This is a genomic window from Kitasatospora sp. NPDC096204, from assembly GCF_044763205.1.
GTDB lineage: Bacteria > Actinomycetota > Actinomycetes > Streptomycetales > Streptomycetaceae > Kitasatospora.
In genome coordinates, this window is sequence record NZ_JBIWFT010000007.1 from 141989 (window position 1) to 157184 (window position 15196).

17 protein-coding genes are annotated in these 15196 nt (G+C 74.6%); 14 read left to right on the top strand and 3 right to left on the bottom strand.

The genetic code is table 11. The features are described from left to right. Nucleotides 1-183 precede the first annotated feature (183 nt). From ACIQ87_RS09965 to ACIQ87_RS10000, 8 genes are all read left to right on the top strand, one after another. Nucleotides 184-606: an ATP-binding protein gene (locus tag ACIQ87_RS09965; protein ID WP_402404238.1), complete on the top strand. Its 423-nt coding sequence runs from the start codon at nucleotides 184-186 to the stop codon at nucleotides 604-606. Further along, nucleotides 603-860 (top strand): hypothetical protein, encoded by a 258-nt coding sequence (locus tag ACIQ87_RS09970; protein ID WP_402404241.1) that lies wholly within the window; start codon nucleotides 603-605, stop codon nucleotides 858-860. The genes ACIQ87_RS09965 and ACIQ87_RS09970 overlap by 4 nt, the downstream gene beginning before the upstream one ends. Nucleotides 861-1003: 143 nt before the next feature. After that, nucleotides 1004-2026, top strand: a complete 1023-nt coding sequence (locus tag ACIQ87_RS09975; protein ID WP_402404244.1) for an ArsR/SmtB family transcription factor — start codon at nucleotides 1004-1006, stop codon at nucleotides 2024-2026. A 353-nt stretch (nucleotides 2027-2379) separates the two neighbouring features. Continuing rightward, nucleotides 2380-2766 carry an SH3 domain-containing protein gene (locus ACIQ87_RS09980; protein WP_402404247.1) on the top strand — a complete coding sequence of 129 codons (387 nt, stop codon included), beginning with the start codon at nucleotides 2380-2382 and terminating at the stop codon, nucleotides 2764-2766. A gap of 114 nt (nucleotides 2767-2880) precedes the next feature. Beyond that, a complete protein-coding gene (locus ACIQ87_RS09985) occupies nucleotides 2881-3435 on the top strand; it encodes a hypothetical protein (RefSeq protein ID WP_402404249.1) in 555 nt (184 codons plus the stop codon). A 266-nt stretch (nucleotides 3436-3701) separates the two neighbouring features. Beyond that, nucleotides 3702-4241, top strand: coding sequence for an RICIN domain-containing protein (locus ACIQ87_RS09990; RefSeq protein WP_402404253.1), 540 nt, complete (start codon nucleotides 3702-3704; stop codon nucleotides 4239-4241). 322 nt (nucleotides 4242-4563) lie between these two features. After that, nucleotides 4564-5097, top strand: a complete 534-nt coding sequence (locus ACIQ87_RS09995; protein ID WP_402404256.1) for a ricin-type beta-trefoil lectin domain protein — start codon at nucleotides 4564-4566, stop codon at nucleotides 5095-5097. A 192-nt stretch (nucleotides 5098-5289) separates the two neighbouring features. Beyond that, nucleotides 5290-5430, top strand: coding sequence for a hypothetical protein (locus tag ACIQ87_RS10000; protein ID WP_402404258.1), 141 nt, complete (start codon nucleotides 5290-5292; stop codon nucleotides 5428-5430). Nucleotides 5431-5535: 105 nt separating this feature from the next. Here ACIQ87_RS10000 and ACIQ87_RS10005 read toward each other — a convergent pair whose 3' ends face one another. Next, entirely contained in the window at nucleotides 5536-6057 is a 522-nt protein-coding gene (locus ACIQ87_RS10005) for a peptidylprolyl isomerase (RefSeq protein ID WP_402404260.1), read from the bottom strand. Between the two features lie 185 nt (nucleotides 6058-6242). Between ACIQ87_RS10005 and ACIQ87_RS10010 the strand changes: the two genes are divergently transcribed. Next, the gene (locus ACIQ87_RS10010) at nucleotides 6243-6443 is read left to right on the top strand and encodes a hypothetical protein (protein ID WP_402404263.1); all 201 of its coding nucleotides are present in this window, start codon (nucleotides 6243-6245) and stop codon (nucleotides 6441-6443) included. A 100-nt stretch (nucleotides 6444-6543) separates the two neighbouring features. On the opposite strand, the gene ACIQ87_RS10015 is transcribed toward ACIQ87_RS10010, so the two are convergent. After that, a complete protein-coding gene (locus ACIQ87_RS10015) occupies nucleotides 6544-7926 on the bottom strand; it encodes an ALF repeat-containing protein (protein ID WP_402404266.1) in 1383 nt (460 codons plus the stop codon). 122 nt (nucleotides 7927-8048) lie between these two features. Here ACIQ87_RS10015 and ACIQ87_RS10020 point away from each other — a divergent pair, with 122 nt between their 5' ends. From ACIQ87_RS10020 to ACIQ87_RS10040, 5 genes are all read left to right on the top strand, one after another. Continuing rightward, nucleotides 8049-8987: an NAD-dependent epimerase/dehydratase family protein gene (locus ACIQ87_RS10020; protein ID WP_402404269.1), complete on the top strand. Its 939-nt coding sequence runs from the start codon at nucleotides 8049-8051 to the stop codon at nucleotides 8985-8987. A gap of 118 nt (nucleotides 8988-9105) precedes the next feature. Next, on the top strand, nucleotides 9106-10182 hold the full coding sequence (locus tag ACIQ87_RS10025) for a LuxR C-terminal-related transcriptional regulator (RefSeq protein WP_402404271.1): 1077 nt from the start codon (nucleotides 9106-9108) through the stop codon (nucleotides 10180-10182). Nucleotides 10183-10362: 180 nt separating this feature from the next. Continuing rightward, nucleotides 10363-11070: a hypothetical protein gene (locus tag ACIQ87_RS10030; protein ID WP_402404274.1), complete on the top strand. Its 708-nt coding sequence runs from the start codon at nucleotides 10363-10365 to the stop codon at nucleotides 11068-11070. Nucleotides 11071-11134: 64 nt separating this feature from the next. Continuing rightward, nucleotides 11135-11599 (top strand): hypothetical protein, encoded by a 465-nt coding sequence (locus ACIQ87_RS10035; RefSeq protein WP_402404276.1) that lies wholly within the window; start codon nucleotides 11135-11137, stop codon nucleotides 11597-11599. A gap of 96 nt (nucleotides 11600-11695) precedes the next feature. Beyond that, on the top strand, nucleotides 11696-13495 hold the full coding sequence (locus tag ACIQ87_RS10040) for a beta-galactosidase family protein (protein WP_402404279.1): 1800 nt from the start codon (nucleotides 11696-11698) through the stop codon (nucleotides 13493-13495). A gap of 433 nt (nucleotides 13496-13928) precedes the next feature. Here ACIQ87_RS10040 and ACIQ87_RS10045 read toward each other — a convergent pair whose 3' ends face one another. Beyond that, nucleotides 13929-15188 (bottom strand): SLC13 family permease, encoded by a 1260-nt coding sequence (locus tag ACIQ87_RS10045; RefSeq protein ID WP_402404548.1) that lies wholly within the window; start codon nucleotides 15186-15188, stop codon nucleotides 13929-13931. Between the last annotated feature and the right edge of the window lie 8 nt (nucleotides 15189-15196).

Sequence of the window (15196 nt, forward strand, 5' to 3'; positions counted from 1 at the left end):
CACCCCATGATCATGCAATTGCATGACAGAAGCGCTTGCATGCAATTGCCCCACTAGGGCAATCTACAGGGAGTAGTCCTTCGGGTCGTCTGAGTGACCGCGACCGCCTACCGCCGGGCATTCCCATGCTTCCGCCCGGCCTCCGCATGGCTTCAAACCCCGTTCCCGGAAGGTGTCTTCGCCATGTCCTCCACCCCCTGCTCCGCCATCTGGCTGCCGCGTAGCCGGCGCGCCCCCGGCGAGGGGCGCACCCTCCTCTCCTCGCTCCTCGACTCCGCCCCGAACGGCGACCAGTTCCTCGACTCGGGGCTCGTGATCGTCTCGGAGCTCGTCACCAACGCCCTCCTGCACGGCACCCCGCCGGGCCACCGCATCCACCTCTCCCTCTCCCTCGACTACGACCCGGACTTCGACCCCGCCCCCACCTGCCTGCGCATCGAAGTCCACGACGCCCGCCGGGACCGTGAACCCGTCCTGCGCGCCCTCACCCTCGACGGCGAGGCCGGACGCGGCCTGCACCTCGTCAAGTCCCTCTCCAAGGAGACGGGTTGCTCCCCGCGCCGGCCGATCGGCAAGATCGTCTGGTCCGAGGTGACCGCCGCGTGAGGGCCGACCACGACATCCGCGTGGAGATCCCGGGCCTGCGCCCGCCCACCGTCCACACCTGCAACGCCGACAGCCTCGAACGGATCTGGAACTCCCTCCACCGCCTGCCGATGTCCCGCTTCCAGCACCACGTCCTGGAGCGCCGCCTCACCGGCCCCTGTGCCAGCCGCGACATCATCCGCGACCTCGACGACGCCCCCGTCCTCACCCTCCCCCTCGGCGAACGCGAACTCCGCATCACCTGGGCCAACTGACCCTCACTGAACGGGAATTCGCCTCCCCGCCCCTCTGGCCCACGTGCCCGCTCTCGGCGAGGATGGCCGTCAGGAGCGGAAGCGCGGGCAGCACACCCGGCAGGGACCGGCCAGGCTTCGGGCGAGCGGGAGAGGGCGACGACGTGCCGTTACGCATGCACTTCACCGTGGAGGACCTCGCGCGCACCCGCATCGCCGACAGACCCGCGCCCTGCATCGAGTTGGGCACCGCGGCACGGCAACTCCAGGAACGCACCCATCCGGTACGGCTCGGGGCCTGGCGCCACCGCACGCTGTCCGCCCTGCGTCCCGCCTCGCGCATGGTCTTCGCGCTGATGCCCCCGCGCGGGCGGATCACCGACTTCCTGAGCGGCACGAACGCCGCGACACCCGCCGAGCTGATCGAACAGATCCGCTCCACGCCCCGCAACCGCCTGCGAACCAGCCTGGAGAACACCGCCCAGCACCAGGCCATGCCCTCCTGGGCCCACCGGCTGCCCGACGACCCGCTGCTGCTACGGCAGTTGTGCGACAGCCTGGAACACGTGGCCGACCACGCCCTCCTCCCCCACTGGCGGGAGGTCCAGGCCATGGCCGCCGCCGACGCCGCGGTGCGTTCCCGCCAGCTGCTCGGCGGCGGCGTCGAAGCCGTTCTCGCGCGCATCAACCCGCGACGGGTCCGCTGGCGGGCACCCGTGCTGGAGATCGCGATGGTCTCCGGCCTGGACGCCGACGTGCACCTGGCCGGACAGGGGGTGCTGCTCCAGCCGTCGGTGTTCGGAGTCGAGGCCCCGGTCGTCGACGTCGACGCGGTGCCGCAACCCGTCCTCAGCTATCCGGTGGCCCAGCTCCAGGAGGGCGCGGCCACACCGCTGTTCGCGGCCCTCCCGTCCGGCGACGGCCGGGCGGCGCCGGCGGTCGACGCCGTCGGGTCCGTACTGGGCCACACCCGGGCCGCGGTGCTCAGCACCATCGCCCGTCACCCGGGCTGCTCGACCCAGCAACTCGCCGCGCTCGTCGGCATCGCCAAGGCCAGCGCCAGCGAGCACGCCACGACACTGCGCAACGCGGGCCTGATCGACACCCACCGGGACCGCCAGTCGACCGCCCATGTCGCCACCCCCACCGGCATCGCGCTGCTCAATGCGCCCTTCGCACGACCCTGACCGGCCCCGGCCCCGGTCCCGGTCCCGGTCCCGGTCCCGCAACAGCGCCCGTCGACATTCCCGGGCCGCCGCCGAGCACTCCGCGGGTTCCGCACGTCCGCGCTGCCACGGACCGCGCGGTCGCCCGGACCACCGGTGTTCGGACCAACCGATGTTCGGACCAACTGGTGTTCGGGCCAGACCGAATCGCGTTGGGGAGCGGACGCGCCGGCGTGCAGCCTGAACACGGATGCCGGGCGCCGGGGGTTAGCAGCGCACCTCACGGCCCCGCGTCCGCCCCACCGCGAACCGTGACCGTCCACGCACCGCAGACGGCCACGGTTCCGAGAGCGAGAGAGAGGGAGCACATGTCGATGAGGAAGAGCGCGGCCCTGCTGGCCGCCGCCCTGGTCGCCGGCACGGCGTTGGGGCTGGCCCCGACGGTGGCCACGGCCGGGACCCCCGGGGAGGCCGGTCTCCTCAGCTGTTCTCACGCGTGGTCGAACCTGGACCCCGACGGCAGCAACCCGAAGACCATCACGCGCAGCGGCGTGAACATCCGCTCGGGCCCGCACGCGGCGGCCGGTACGACGTGCGGCATCGTGGGCGTCCTCAACCCGGGCGACCAGGTCTTCTACCACTGCTACACGACGACGCAGAGCGAAGGGACGTGGACGCACCTGCGCAAGAGCGGCACTTCGCTGGAGGGCTGGGTGAAGGACACCCTGCTCCCGGACGGCGGCAGCCTGTACGAGTGCTGACCTGAGCCGGGGCGTCGCATGAGCGTCGGGGTTCCGGCCGGCCGGAGCCCCGACGTGTGGTCGCGGTCGCCGGCGCCGTCAGCGGTGCAAGACGGCTGCCGCTACGGTTCCTCCGTGACTTCACCTGCCTGGACCGACGACGAGATCGTCGCGAGGATCCGCGACTTCGCCAAGGTCCGCCGCCTCCCCCGACCCGCACCGGCACAGGCCGCGGACGAGTTCGAGGCCCTCACCGGGTTTCCGATGCAGCCGCTGCTCCGGAGGATCTACTGCGAGGCGGCCGACGGGGGCTTCGGCCCCTACGGCGGCGCCCTCCGCCGTCGCGGCAGCGTCCCGTGCGGTGTGGTGTCACTCACCGACACCAAGCAGCGGTTCAGCAACGAGGTGTCCCTGACGACCCTCTACCGAACGTGGCTCTCCCAGCCGCCCGGGGAGGACGGGTTCCATCCGCGCAACGTGCTGCCGCTGGCGACCCTCGGCGGTGTCATCTGGTGGTGCATCGACCTCAGCACCCCGGAAGGCCGCATGTGGGGCGGGGACGAGAACGCCTGCGACCGCCACTGGCTGGCACCGCAGGACCTCACCCTCGCGGAGTGGCTCACCGACTGGCTCCGCGGCGACCACACCCCTCCGGTGATTCCGGCCGTTCCCGGCTGCCCCATCTGCTGACGGACCGCTGCCTGCGGCTCAGCGGGAAACCGCACGTCCGCGACCTGTGGTTTCCCGCTGAGCTGCGGGCGGCCGGGCAGCTGGCTAGCCTTGTCGTCGGGGTGGGTACGAGGCACCGCCGTGCCTGCCGGGCCCCCGGAGGCCCAACGGCCGGGGCGGTCAGCGATCCGCCCCCTCAGACGCCCCCGTGGCCCGCAGGGCTTCCGACGCCACCCGTCGAGGATCCCGCCCCGCACTCCTCTCGGACACCCCACAAGGGACAGCACATGAGAGCGATCACCCTGTCTCCCGCCAAGCGCATCGCGACCGCCGCCGTCACCGCCGCGCTGCTGGCCGCAACCCCCGGCCTGGCCACGGCAGCCACCCCGCCGACCGCCCCGCCGGCCCCGCAGGCCCAGACCTGGCACCAGTTCAGGATCCACCCGAACAACACCCCGGCCAGGCAACTGAACGTCGACAGCAGCGGCAAGGTCGTCGTGTCCGCCGTCGACCCCGAGAGCCAACACCAGCAGTGGAGCCTGAGCGGCACCGGCAACAGGCAGCTCATCAAGAACAGGGCGACGGGCACGTGCCTGACCGCGCCGAGCGACACCCTGAGCCCCGTCACCGTCCAGGCCTGCGACAAGAACAACACGCACCAGCAGTGGGTCCTGGTTTCCGTGAGGCCCGGCGAGGTCCGGGTCTCGCCCCGGGACCACCCCTCCCTCGCCCTCACCGGGGGCGCACGAGCCGGCAGCAACAGAGCCGTCCTGCGGACCTATGCGGCGCAGGAAAACCAGCAGTGGTTCTTCCGCACCGTGAAGTAGCGATCCCCCCGGACGCCCCCGGACGCCCCCGGACGTCCCCCGCTCCCGGCAGGCCCTTCGACACCCCCGCGCGCCCGCGACTGCGCCTTCCCGCTGAGCTGCGGGCCGCCGGACATCTGGCTAGCCTGGTCGGGTGGGCACGAGGCACCTCCGTGCCCACGGGCCCAGGAGGCCCGGCAGCCGGGGCGGTCAGCGCCCGGATCGCTCGGGCGGCCCCCGGCGCGACCCCGTCACCGCAGGGCTTCCGGCACCATCCCCCGCCGACGAACCCGCACTCCTCTCGGACACCCCACAAGGGACAACCCACATGAGAGTGACAACCGTGTCTCCCGCCAAGCGCATCGCGACCGCGGCCGTCACCGCCGCACTGCTGGCCGCAACCCCCGGCCTGGCCGCGGCAGCCACCCCGCCGACCGCCCCGCCGGCCCCGCAGGCCCGGAACTGGTTCCGGCTCGAAGTCCTGCCGCCGACCTCCCCCAGCGTCGTGAAGGCCATGGAGGTCAACAGCAGCGGCACGGTCGTCATGGCCGACCGTGAGCCGAACAACAACCGCCAGTTCTGGAGCATGAGCGGCCCCACCGGCAAGCAGCTCATCGAGAACAGGGCGACGGGCACGTGCCTGACCGCGCCGACCAGCGGTGCCGGGAGCCGCGTCACGCTCCAGACCTGCGACAAGAACAACGTGAACCAGCAGTGGAACGTGCGCTACTGGTCGCAGGGCTTGTTCACGGTCTCGCTCACGGCCCGCCCCGCCCTCTACCTCACCGGGGGCGCGACCATCGGCACCGAGGTCACCATCAGGATCTACACCTCGACCTTCGCCCAGCACTGGGCCGCGGTGCCCCCGGGGTTCTGATCCCCCGGACGAGCGCCCACCCCATGGCACGCCGACCCACCCCGCGGCCCTGCCCGACCCCGGTCGGGCAGGGCCGCGTGCGTGAACGCCCCCTGTGACGACCCCCTTTGACGCCCCCTTTGACGCCTCCCGATCGCCGGCTCCCGGCACCACGAAGCCCGGGGTCACCGCGGGATAGCCGCCGAGCTGTGCGTGCCCGGGATCTACAACGCCAAGAGCACCGGGTTCACCGCCGGTGTCCGCCGCAGCGACCAGGCGGCGCTGGCACCGGACTTCGCCAGTGCCAACGACATCGGCGTGAACTGGATCGCCTGCCCGCTCCCGCCGAAGTGACCCGGTGTGCGCAGTGGGCTGATGCCCGATCGAGGGGCGGTCTCCATGGGACCGCCCCTCGATCGTGTCCGGTCGTCGGCGTTCCCGAAGAACCGGCCGCCGGGGTCAGGAGTGCTCGATCTCGACCGAGGTGATCACCACGTCCTCGAGCGGGCGGTCGTCCGCGGTGGGGGTGGTGGCGATCGCGTCGACGACGGCCTTGGAGGCGGCGTCGGCGACCTGGCCGAAGATGGTGTGGCGGCGGTTGAGGTGGGTGGGGGTGCCGACGGTGATGAAGAACTGGGAGCCGTTGGTGCCCGGGCCGGCGTTGGCCATCGCGAGCAGGTAGGGCTTGGTGAAGAACAGCTCCGGGTGGAACTCGTCGGCGAAGGTGTAGCCCGGGCCGCCGGTGCCGGTGCCGGTCGGGTCGCCGCCCTGGATCATGAAGCCCGCGATCACCCGGTGGAAGAGCGTGCCGTCGTAGTACGGGCCCTGGCCCGGCTCGCCGGTGCGTGGGTCGGTGTACTCCCGGGTGCCCTCGGCGAGTTCGGTGAAGTTGCGGACCGTCTTCGGCGCGTGGAACGGGAACAGCTCCAGGCGGATCGGGCCCGCCGTGGTGTGCAGGGTGGCGAACCGGGCAGTGGCCACGGGTGTCTCCTCGGGTGCGGCTGGTACGGGCAGTGCGGGGCGGTGCGGCGGACGGCCGATGCGGTGACCTGGGCCGTTCGGCTACCGCATCCTGGCACAGCGTGCGCCCGCGCGGCCGAACCGGGTGGGACGATCCACCCGTCACACGGACAGAGAGACTTTGCGCGAGAGGGCGGGTGGTCGTGGTGGTCGGCGCGGTTCTGGTGGGGGTGCTGGTCCTGGTCGTCGCGGGGTGCGGCTGCGTGGTGTGGGCCGACCGGGGCGGGCCGCGCTGGGCCCGGGTGGTCGCGGCGCTCACCCTCGGTGCCGGGCGGGCGGTGCGCGGCTACCAGCGCAACCGGCCCCGCCGGGTGAGCGGAGGCGGGGACGGCGGGGACGGCGACTGAGCCGTCGGGCCTTGGCGGTGCCGGACGTGGCGGTGCCGGACGTGGCGCGTCCCCGGCCGCCGCAGTGGTGCTCGGCGGCGGCCGGGGACGCGAGGGAGTGTCAGCTCTCGGTGGAGCCGGTGGAGCGGCGGCGGGCGGCCACGACCAGCGCCGCGCCCGCGGCGAGGGCGGCGGCGGCGCCGCCGGCCTCCCAGCCGAGCCCGTCGGTGCCGGTGGCGGCGAGCGTGCCGGTGCCGGTGCCCGTACCGGTGCTGCCCGTGCCGGTGCTGCCCGTACGGGCGGTGGTCCCGGTGCCGGTGCCGGTGGTGGTCTCGGTGAGGCCGGCGGGCTGGACGGTCTGCGGCTGCTGCCCGGAACCGTCGGTGCCCGTGCCGGTGCCCGTACCGCTGCCGGTTTCGTTGCCGCTGCCGGTTCCGTTGCCGGGCTTGGCGGCCGCGGCCTCGTCCTCGGCGCGGGCCTTGGCCCAGCCCTCCTTGAGGAAGGCCTCGACGGCCTCGTTCGTACCGGCGTCCAGCGCCTTGCCGGCCGCAGCGCGCACCGCCGGGCCGCCGGCGTCCATGAGCCGGGAGAGCTTCACCCGGTTGTCGTCGGCGCGCAGGCGCGGCAGCTCGACGGTCATGAAGTGCCGCGCGGCCTCGGCGTTGCCGTCCATGGCCTTCTGGGCGGCCTCGACGGTGTACGAGCTGCTCTCCTTGTCGGCGATGACGCGCAGGATGTCGACCCGGTCGTCCTCGAACTGGGCCTTGGCGAAGCCCTCGTTGAGGAACGCCTCGACGGCCTCGTCCGTGCCGGCGTCCAGCGCCCTGCCGGCCGCCTCGCGCACGGCCCGGCCGCCGGCGGACATGAGCTGGGAGAGCTTGAGCCGGTTGTCGTCGCCGCGCAGCTTGGGCAGCTCGGCGGTCAGGAAGTGGCGCAGTTCGGCGGCGCCGCCCTGGAGGGCCTGCTCGGCGCCCTTGCGCACGCCGGGGCCGGTCTTCGGGTCGGCGAGGATGGCCTCGACCCGGGCGCGGTCCTCGTCCTCGGCGCGGGCCGTGTACTGGCCGGTCTTCAGGAACTCGGCGATGGCGTCGTCGCCGCCGTTGATGGCGGCACGGGCGGCCGCCTTGACGGCCGGGCCGCCGGCGCTGTGGATCCGGGCGGTCAGGAGCCGGTTGTCCGACTTCCGCAGGCCGTCGAGCTCGACCTCCAGGAAGTGCCGCAGGTCGGCGGCGGTGCCCTTGAGAGCCTTCTCGGCGCCCTCGTGCACCCTGCTCCAGGATTCCGCCGGCGACTCGGCGAGGATGCGCTCGACCTCGGCTCGGTCGCGCTGCTCCTGCGCGTCGCCCTGCTCGGGCGCGGTGTCCTTGGCGGAGTCCGAGCCGGTGTCGGGGCCGGAGATGCCGGTCGGCTTGGGGGCCTCGGAGGCCGAGGCCGCGGTGGGGAAGAGAACGGCGGGGGCCAGGACGGCGGCAGCGACGACGGCGGACACCCGGGGCAACTTCATCGAGGGCAGACCTGCTTCGTGTGAAGGGGTTATGAACGCCCGACAGCATAGATCCACTTTTACGATTGCCCTACCGATTATGTGTCACGGCCCTGTCCTGGAACGCGGCTAGGGTGTGGCGGATGAGCTTCCACCTGGTCGTCGGACACGGGCCCGCCGGGGCCGCCACCGCCCGTCTGCTCGCCGAACAGGGCCACGAGGTGCGGGTCGTCACCCGTACCGGGGCCCCCGCCGGGCCGGCCGTCCCGGGCGTCGAGCACCTCGCCCTGGACGCGAGCGACCCCGTACGGCTGGCGAAGGCCGCCCGCGGCGCCGTCGCCGTCCACGGCTGCGCCGCGCCGCCGCTGCCGCGCTGGACGCGGCTGTGGCCGGCGCTGGCCGACTCGCTGTGCGCGGCGGCCGAGGAGAGCGGCGCGGTGCTGGTCATGCTCGGCAACCTGTACGGCTACGGGCCGGTGGCCGGCCCGATGACCGAGGACCTGCCGCTCGCCGCGACCGGCCCCAAGGGGCGGGTGCGGGCGGCGGCCTGGGAGCGGGCGCGGGCGCTGCACGAGGCCGGGCGGATCCGGGCGGTGGAGGTGCGGGCCTCGGACTTCTTCGGCCCCGGCGTCACCGACGGGGGCCACCTGGGCGCGCGGGTGATGCCCAATCTGCTGAAGGGCCGCCCGCTCGGCGTCGTCGGCGACCCGGACGCCGTGCACAGCTGGACCTACCTGCCGGACGTGGCCCGGGCGATGGTCGAACTCGCCGGTGAGGAGCGGGCCTGGGGCCGGGCCTGGCACGTGCCCACCGTCCCCGCCCTGCCGGTGCGGGCGATGGTCGACCGGCTGGCCGCCGAGGCGGGTGTCGGCCGGGTCGCGGTGCGCCGTCTGCCGGCGGCGGTGCTGGCCGTGGCGGGGCTGTTCTCCCCGCTGCTGCGCGAACTGTGGGAGGTGCGCTACCAGTTCGACCGGTCGTTCGTGGTGGACTGCTCCGCGTACGAGGCGGCGTTCGCGGTGCGGGCGACGCCGTTGGAGGAGCAGGTACGGGCGACGGTCGCCTGGTGGCGCGAGCGGCTGTAGGTCCGCGTCCACCGTCCGTACCGGCCTCTCCTCGTCCGTACCGGCGTCTCCTCGCCCGTACCCGTCCTCCTCGTCCGTTCACCGGACGCCGGGCCGCGGCTTCCGTAGTATTCCGTCCGTGGCCAAACGACGTGACGTTGAGCGGGAAGTCCTGGCATCCATCGGTGAGTTGGCGTCCTCCGGGTTACCGGCCGCCGAGCTGTTCCGCGAGTTGCACGCCCTGCTCCAGGAACCGCTCGGCTTCGACGGCGGCTGCTGGCACGGCAACGACCCGGTCACCGGGTTCCCGACCTCCACCGTCGCCGACGGCCTCGATTTCGCCCAGTTCGAGCAGGCCGTGCAACTGGAGCTCCAGGGCGGGGACGCCACCACCTTCGCGGCGATCCGCACCGCCGGCCACCGGGTGCAGACCATCGACCGGGCCACCGACGGCCGCCCCGAACGCAGCGTCCGCTACCGGGAGTTGCTCAACCCCTGCGGCTACGGCGACGAACTGCGGATCAACTTCGACCTCGGCGGCGGCCGCTGGAGCTCCGCGGCATTCATGCGCGAACGCGCCCGCGGCCGCTACGACCTGTCCGACCTGCGCCTGGCCGAACGCGTCGCCGCGCCCATCGGCGCCGCCCTGCGCGGCACCCACCTCGCCGCCCTGCGCAGCGCCGGCCCGCCGCAGCCCGCGCACACCCCGGCCGTCGCGATCCTGGACGGGTACGGGCGGCTGCGCTCGGCGGACGCGGCGGCCCGCGAACTGATCGGGCGGATGGCCGAACCCACCGCCCACACCGGTGGGGTGCCCAGCGGCTTCCTCACCGTCGCCCGCCTGGCCGCCCGCCGCGGCGGCCCCACGGAGATGCGGGTGTGCACCCCCGACGGCCAGTGGCTGGCCCTGCACGCCTCCCCGCTGGACGGCCGCCGCGGCGGCGTCGCCGTCGTCGCCTCCCCGGCCTCCCCCGTCCAGCGCCTGCCGCTGGCGATCCTCGCCCACGGCCTGTCCCCGCGCGAACAGCAGGTCGCCCTGCACGCGGTGCGCGGCGCCAGCACCAAGGACATCGCGGCCCTCCTCCACCTGACAGTGCCGACCGTCCAGCAGCACGTCACCGCGATCCTCCACAAGACCGGCGTGGGCAGCCGCCGCGAACTCGTCGCCCTGCTGATGGCCGACCACCTCCCCACCCTCGGCCTGCCGCCGCAGTAGCGGGCCCCGCGGGCACCCTTCTCCTGTCGGCCTTGTCCGGTCGGCCTTGTCCGGTCGGCCTTCTCGGCCACCGGGCCGAACCGCTGTGCCCGCGCCCCGCCAGTGTCCGCGCATCGCGGCGCCTGCTAGCATCCGCGCAGTTCAGCGGCATGATCACAGGAAAAGCAGGGTGGGGTCCGGATGCAGGACGGTACCGGCGAGCAGCCGCACGGCGCGGCGGCGGCGCAGGACGCGGCGGCAGTGCGGGACGCGTCGACGGCGCAGGGCGGCGAGGTGACACGCCGTCGGCGGCGGTCCCTCGCCGTCGCGGCGGGGGTGTGCGTCCTCGGGGCGGCCGGGATCGGCGCGGCGCTCCTGGCCTCCTCCCCGGGCGGCGCCTCGGCCGGGCCGGGCGGCGCGGCGAGCCCGGCCGCGTCGGCCGGCCCTTCGGCCGACCCCTCGCCCAGCGCCCCGGCACAGGCCGCGCCTGCGGCCGCCCCGGAGGCGACGGCTCCGGCGAACACCGACCCGGCCCCCGCGCCCGACCCCGCCTCCGTCCCGCCCGAGGCGGCGGGCGCGGCGACGCAGGACGCCGAGGGCGCCGAGGCCGGTGAGCCGTCCGCCCGGCCGGCCGGCTCCCGTCCCCGGTCCCAGGCCGCGCCCACCGCCGCGGCCGCCGGTACGAGCGGGGCGCAGTCGGCCGGGGAGCAGTCGGCGGGCCGCTCGCAGGCGCCGGCCGCCAAGTCGTCCCCGTACTGGACGATCCCGCCGCGCCCGGAGCTGCCGGCCCCGCCCACGTCGGTTCCGACCAATGCCCACTGCCCGCCGCTGCAGGCCATGACCTACGACGGCTGCCGGCCGATCGGCCCGGTCATCACGCTCCCTCCCGTGGTGCGGCCGACGGGCTGACCCCGGGCGGCCGCGGCGCGTTGTCGCAGGGCGCGTTGTCGCAGGTGGGGCCTAAGGTTCGCCCGTGAACGTTCCCGAGGTCATCCCGATCCGACACGATCCCGACCACTACACCCGCACCATCGGGCGGTGCGACGGCGGCCAGTTCTTCGCGTGGGTCGTGGCCGCCTTCCCCGAGGGGTGGAGCGGCGACGACTGGCAGCCGCAGAAGCGCTGGTACGCCGTGCTGCACCGGTTCGACGAGGCCGGCAGGCACCTGGACTCGCGCATCCGGTCCACCGGCACGACGGCGGACGGCGAGGAGCGGGCGGTCGCGGCGGCGCGGCTGCTGCTGGAGGAGTGGCTGGACGCCCTGCCGGGGCGGCACTACCGAGACATCGCCGTCGCGCCGTTCGAGGTGCGGTTCGAGGGTGCCCTGTTCGGCCTGGTCCCGGAGGTGGAGGAGGACGAGGAGGACGGTGTGTGGATGGAGTTCCATCCGGGCGGCCTGGGCTTCTGCGCCCCGTGGGACGGCTGCTACGACACCTGAGCGCAAGCGGGGCGCGCGGCCCGTTCCTCGCTAGGCTCGGCGGTGCCGTTGGCCCTCGGGGCCTTCGGGGTCTCCGGTGGGAAGGCGGGTACGCGCATGCTCGGGTACGACGCGGACGGGTTCGTCCGGGACGGGGCACCGCACCGGGTGGTGGCCGGGGCGGTGCACTACTTCCGGGTGCACCCGCGGCTGTGGGACGACCGGCTGCGGCGGGTGCGGGCGCTGGGAGTGAACACGGTGGACACCTACGTCCCGTGGAACTTCCACGAACTGCCCGGCGGCACGGTGGACTTCACCGGCTGGCGGGACGTGGCGCACTTCGTGCGGCTGGCCGGGGGCCTGGGGCTGGACGTGATCCTGCGCCCGGGCCCGTACATCTGCGCGGAGTGGGAGTTCGGCGGGCTGCCGGCCCGGCTGCTGGCGGTGGACGGGCTGCGGCTGCGCTGCGCGGACCCGGCGTACCTGGCCGAGGTGGACGGCTGGTTCGACGCGCTGGTGCCCGAGTTGCTGCCGCTGCTGGCGAGCCGGGGCGGGCCGGTGGTGGCGGTGCAGGTGGAGAACGAGTACGGCAGTTACGGCGACGACGCCGCCTACCTCGCCCACCTGCGCGACGGCCTGGTGCGGCGCGGCGTGGACTGCCTGCTGTTCACCGCCGACGGCGCCCACGACACCATGCAGCAGGGCGGCGCCATCCCCGGCCACCTCGCCACCGCCACGTTCGGCTCGCGCGCCCCCGAACGGCTGGCGGTCCTGCGCCGCCACCAGGGCGAAGGGCCGCTGACCGCCATGGAGTTCTGGATCGGCTGGTTCGACCAGTGGGGCCTGCCGCACCACGTCCGCGACCCGAAGGAGACCGCCGCCTCGCTGGACGAACTGCTCGCCACCGGCGCCTCCGTCAGCCTCTACATGGCGCACGGCGGCACCAGCTTCGGCCTGTGGGCGGGCGCCAACCACTCCGGCGCCCACCCGTTGGACGCCGGCTACGAGCCGACCGTCACCAGCTACGACTACGACGCGCCGATCGGCGAGGCCGGCGAGCTGACCGAGAAGTTCCACGCCCTGCGCGAGGTCATCGGCCGCTACCTGCCCCTGCCGGACGGCGAACTGCCCGGCCCCGCGCCCCGGGTGACGCCGCAGCGGCTGGAGCCCGCGCGGGGGCGGGCGGTCCTGGCGCGGGCCCTGGACGCGCTGTCGCGGCCGCGGCGGCACGCGGCGCCGCTATCGATGGAGCAGGTCGGGCAGGACCGCGGCCTGATCCACTACCGCACCCGGGTGCCCGGTCCGCGCCCCGAACTCCCGCTGCGCATCGACGGGTTGGCCGACCGGGCGCAGGTCTTCGCGGACGGCCGCCCGCTCGGGGTGCTGGAGCGCAACTCCCCCGGCGCGACGCTGCCGCTGGCCACCGGGCCCGACGGGGTCGTGCTGGACATCCTGGTCGAGGCGCTGGGCCGGGTGAACTACGGCCCGCAGATGGACGACCGCAAGGGCATCACCCGCGGTGTCTCGCACGGCCACCAGCGGCTCTTCGGCTGGGAGATCCGCCCGCTGCCGCTGACCGACCTGTCCGCGCTGCGCTTCACGGACGGCGCCGATGCCGGGGAGGAGGGCGACGGGGAACCGGCCTTCCACCGCTTCACCGTTGAACTCCCCTCCCCCGCCGACGCGTTCGTCGCCCTGCCGGGCTGGGGCCGCGGCCTGCTGTGGCTCAACGGCTTCCTCCTCGGCCGCCACTGCGCCGCCGGCCCCCAGCGCACCCTCTACGCCCCCGCCCCACTGTGGCGGGCCGGCACCAACGACCTGGTCGTGCTGGAACTCGAACGGCACGGCACGGCAGTGGAGTTGCGCGACGAACCGGACCTCGGCCCGGTCACGGCGGCGCCCAGCTCCGACTACTGACCCCGGCCCGCCGCACCGGCCTCCGCACCGGCACAGGACGTCGGACCCGCCGGCTTCCCACTCCGTACGGACCTCCTGCGGAGCACCCGCACACCCGCACACCGCCCCGGCAGGCGAGCGGGCCCAAACCGGCGTGCCCGATCCCACTGCACACGGCAGGCCCACCACACCGGCCCGAACCCGCCAATCCCCCTGCCTCACCACCCGCAACGGCACGAAGCCGCCCGCACAGGGGCGCAGCACAGGAAGTCGGATCCGCCGGCTTCCCCCTCCGCGCGGGCGCCCCGGGGCCTGAGCGGGTGCCGCGGGTCCCGCTGTGCGCGGCAGTCCCGGCGCCCGGCCGTTCCCGAGCCCGGACGGTGAGCCCGCGGCTCGGTGTACGGCCGCTCACCGCCGGAGCCCGGGTCGGGTCGGGTCGGGAATCGCGCTCCGGTCAGGTGCCGATCAGCTGCAGGGAGGCCCACAGGGCCAGGACGGCGGCGGTGAGGGTGGCCGGGACGGCGAGCAGGCCCAGGCGGGTGAACTCGCGCAGTTCGACCGGCACTCCGCGGTCGCGGACGATGCTGCGCCACAGCAGGGTGGCCAGCGAGCCGGCGTAGCTGAGGTTGGGGCCGATGTTCACCCCGAGCAGGACCGCGAGGACGGCGCCCGGCCCGGCCGGGGCCGCCAGCGGCACCAGGGCCAGGGTGGCGGGCAGGTTGTTGATGGCGTTGGCGAGGACGGCGGCCAGCGCGGCGGTGCCGAGCAGGGCGGGCAGCGCGGTCCCGGCGGGCACGAGGTGGGCCAGGCCGGAGGCCAGGCCGTTGTCGACGACCGCGCGCACCACGATGCCCAGGGCGAGGACGAACGCCAGGAACGGCAGGGCCGCCGAGCGCACCACCGTCGCGGGGGTGGCGTGGCCGCGGGCCAGGGCGCGGACGGCCAGGACGGTGGCGCCGGCGGCCGCCGCCCAGGCCGGGTCGACGTCCAGCGCGGAGGCGAGGCCGAACCCGGCGAGCGTGCAGCCCACCGTGACCAGGGCGAACAGCGGCATGGCGGGGGCCGGTGCGGCGTCGGGGGCCTCGGTGGGGGCGGCGTCCAGGTCGGTGGCGAAGCAGCGGCGCAGCACCAGGTACTCGACGCCGACGGCCGCCAGCCACGGCAGTGTCATCAGGGCGGCGAAGCGGCCGAAGCTCAGGCCGCTGGCGGTGAAGGCGAGCAGGTTGGTCAGGTTGGAGACCGGCAGCAGCAGCGACGCCGTGTTCGACAGGTGGGCGCAGGCGTACAGGTGTGGTCCGGGCCGGGCGCCCAGGCGGGCGGCGGTGGCCAGGACGACCGGGGTGAGCAGGACGACGGTGGCGTCCAGGCTGAGCACCGCGGTGACCACCGAGGCGACGGCGAACACCTGGGCCAGCAGTCGGCGCGGGCGGCCGGCGGCGCTGCGCGCCATCCAGGCCCCGCAGGCGCGGAACAGTCCCTCGTCGTCGCAGAGTTTGGCCAGTACCAGGACGGCGGCCAGGAAGCCGATCACCGGCCCGAGGCGGGCGGCCTCGGCCGTCGCGTGCTCCGACGGGACGGCGCCGGTCACCACCAGCAGGGCGGCGGCCGGCACGGCGGCGGCGGCCTCCGGCCAGCCCCAGGGGCGGGCGACGGCGCAGACCAGGACGAGTATCAGCAGGCCCGCGGACAGGACTTCGGCGCAGGCGGTGTTCAGGGGGTGCT

Coding starts and splice junctions, on each gene's coding strand:
- ACIQ87_RS09965 (WP_402404238.1), top strand. CDS start 184: ATGTCCTCCACCCCCTGCTCCGCCATCTGGCTGCCGCGTAGCCGGCGC.
- ACIQ87_RS09980 (WP_402404247.1), top strand. CDS start 2,380: ATGAGGAAGAGCGCGGCCCTGCTGGCCGCCGCCCTGGTCGCCGGCACG.
- ACIQ87_RS09990 (WP_402404253.1), top strand. CDS start 3,702: ATGAGAGCGATCACCCTGTCTCCCGCCAAGCGCATCGCGACCGCCGCC.
- ACIQ87_RS10015 (WP_402404266.1), bottom strand. CDS start 7,926: ATGAAGTTGCCCCGGGTGTCCGCCGTCGTCGCTGCCGCCGTCCTGGCC.
- ACIQ87_RS10020 (WP_402404269.1), top strand. CDS start 8,049: ATGAGCTTCCACCTGGTCGTCGGACACGGGCCCGCCGGGGCCGCCACC.
- ACIQ87_RS10030 (WP_402404274.1), top strand. CDS start 10,363: ATGCAGGACGGTACCGGCGAGCAGCCGCACGGCGCGGCGGCGGCGCAG.
- ACIQ87_RS10040 (WP_402404279.1), top strand. CDS start 11,696: ATGCTCGGGTACGACGCGGACGGGTTCGTCCGGGACGGGGCACCGCAC.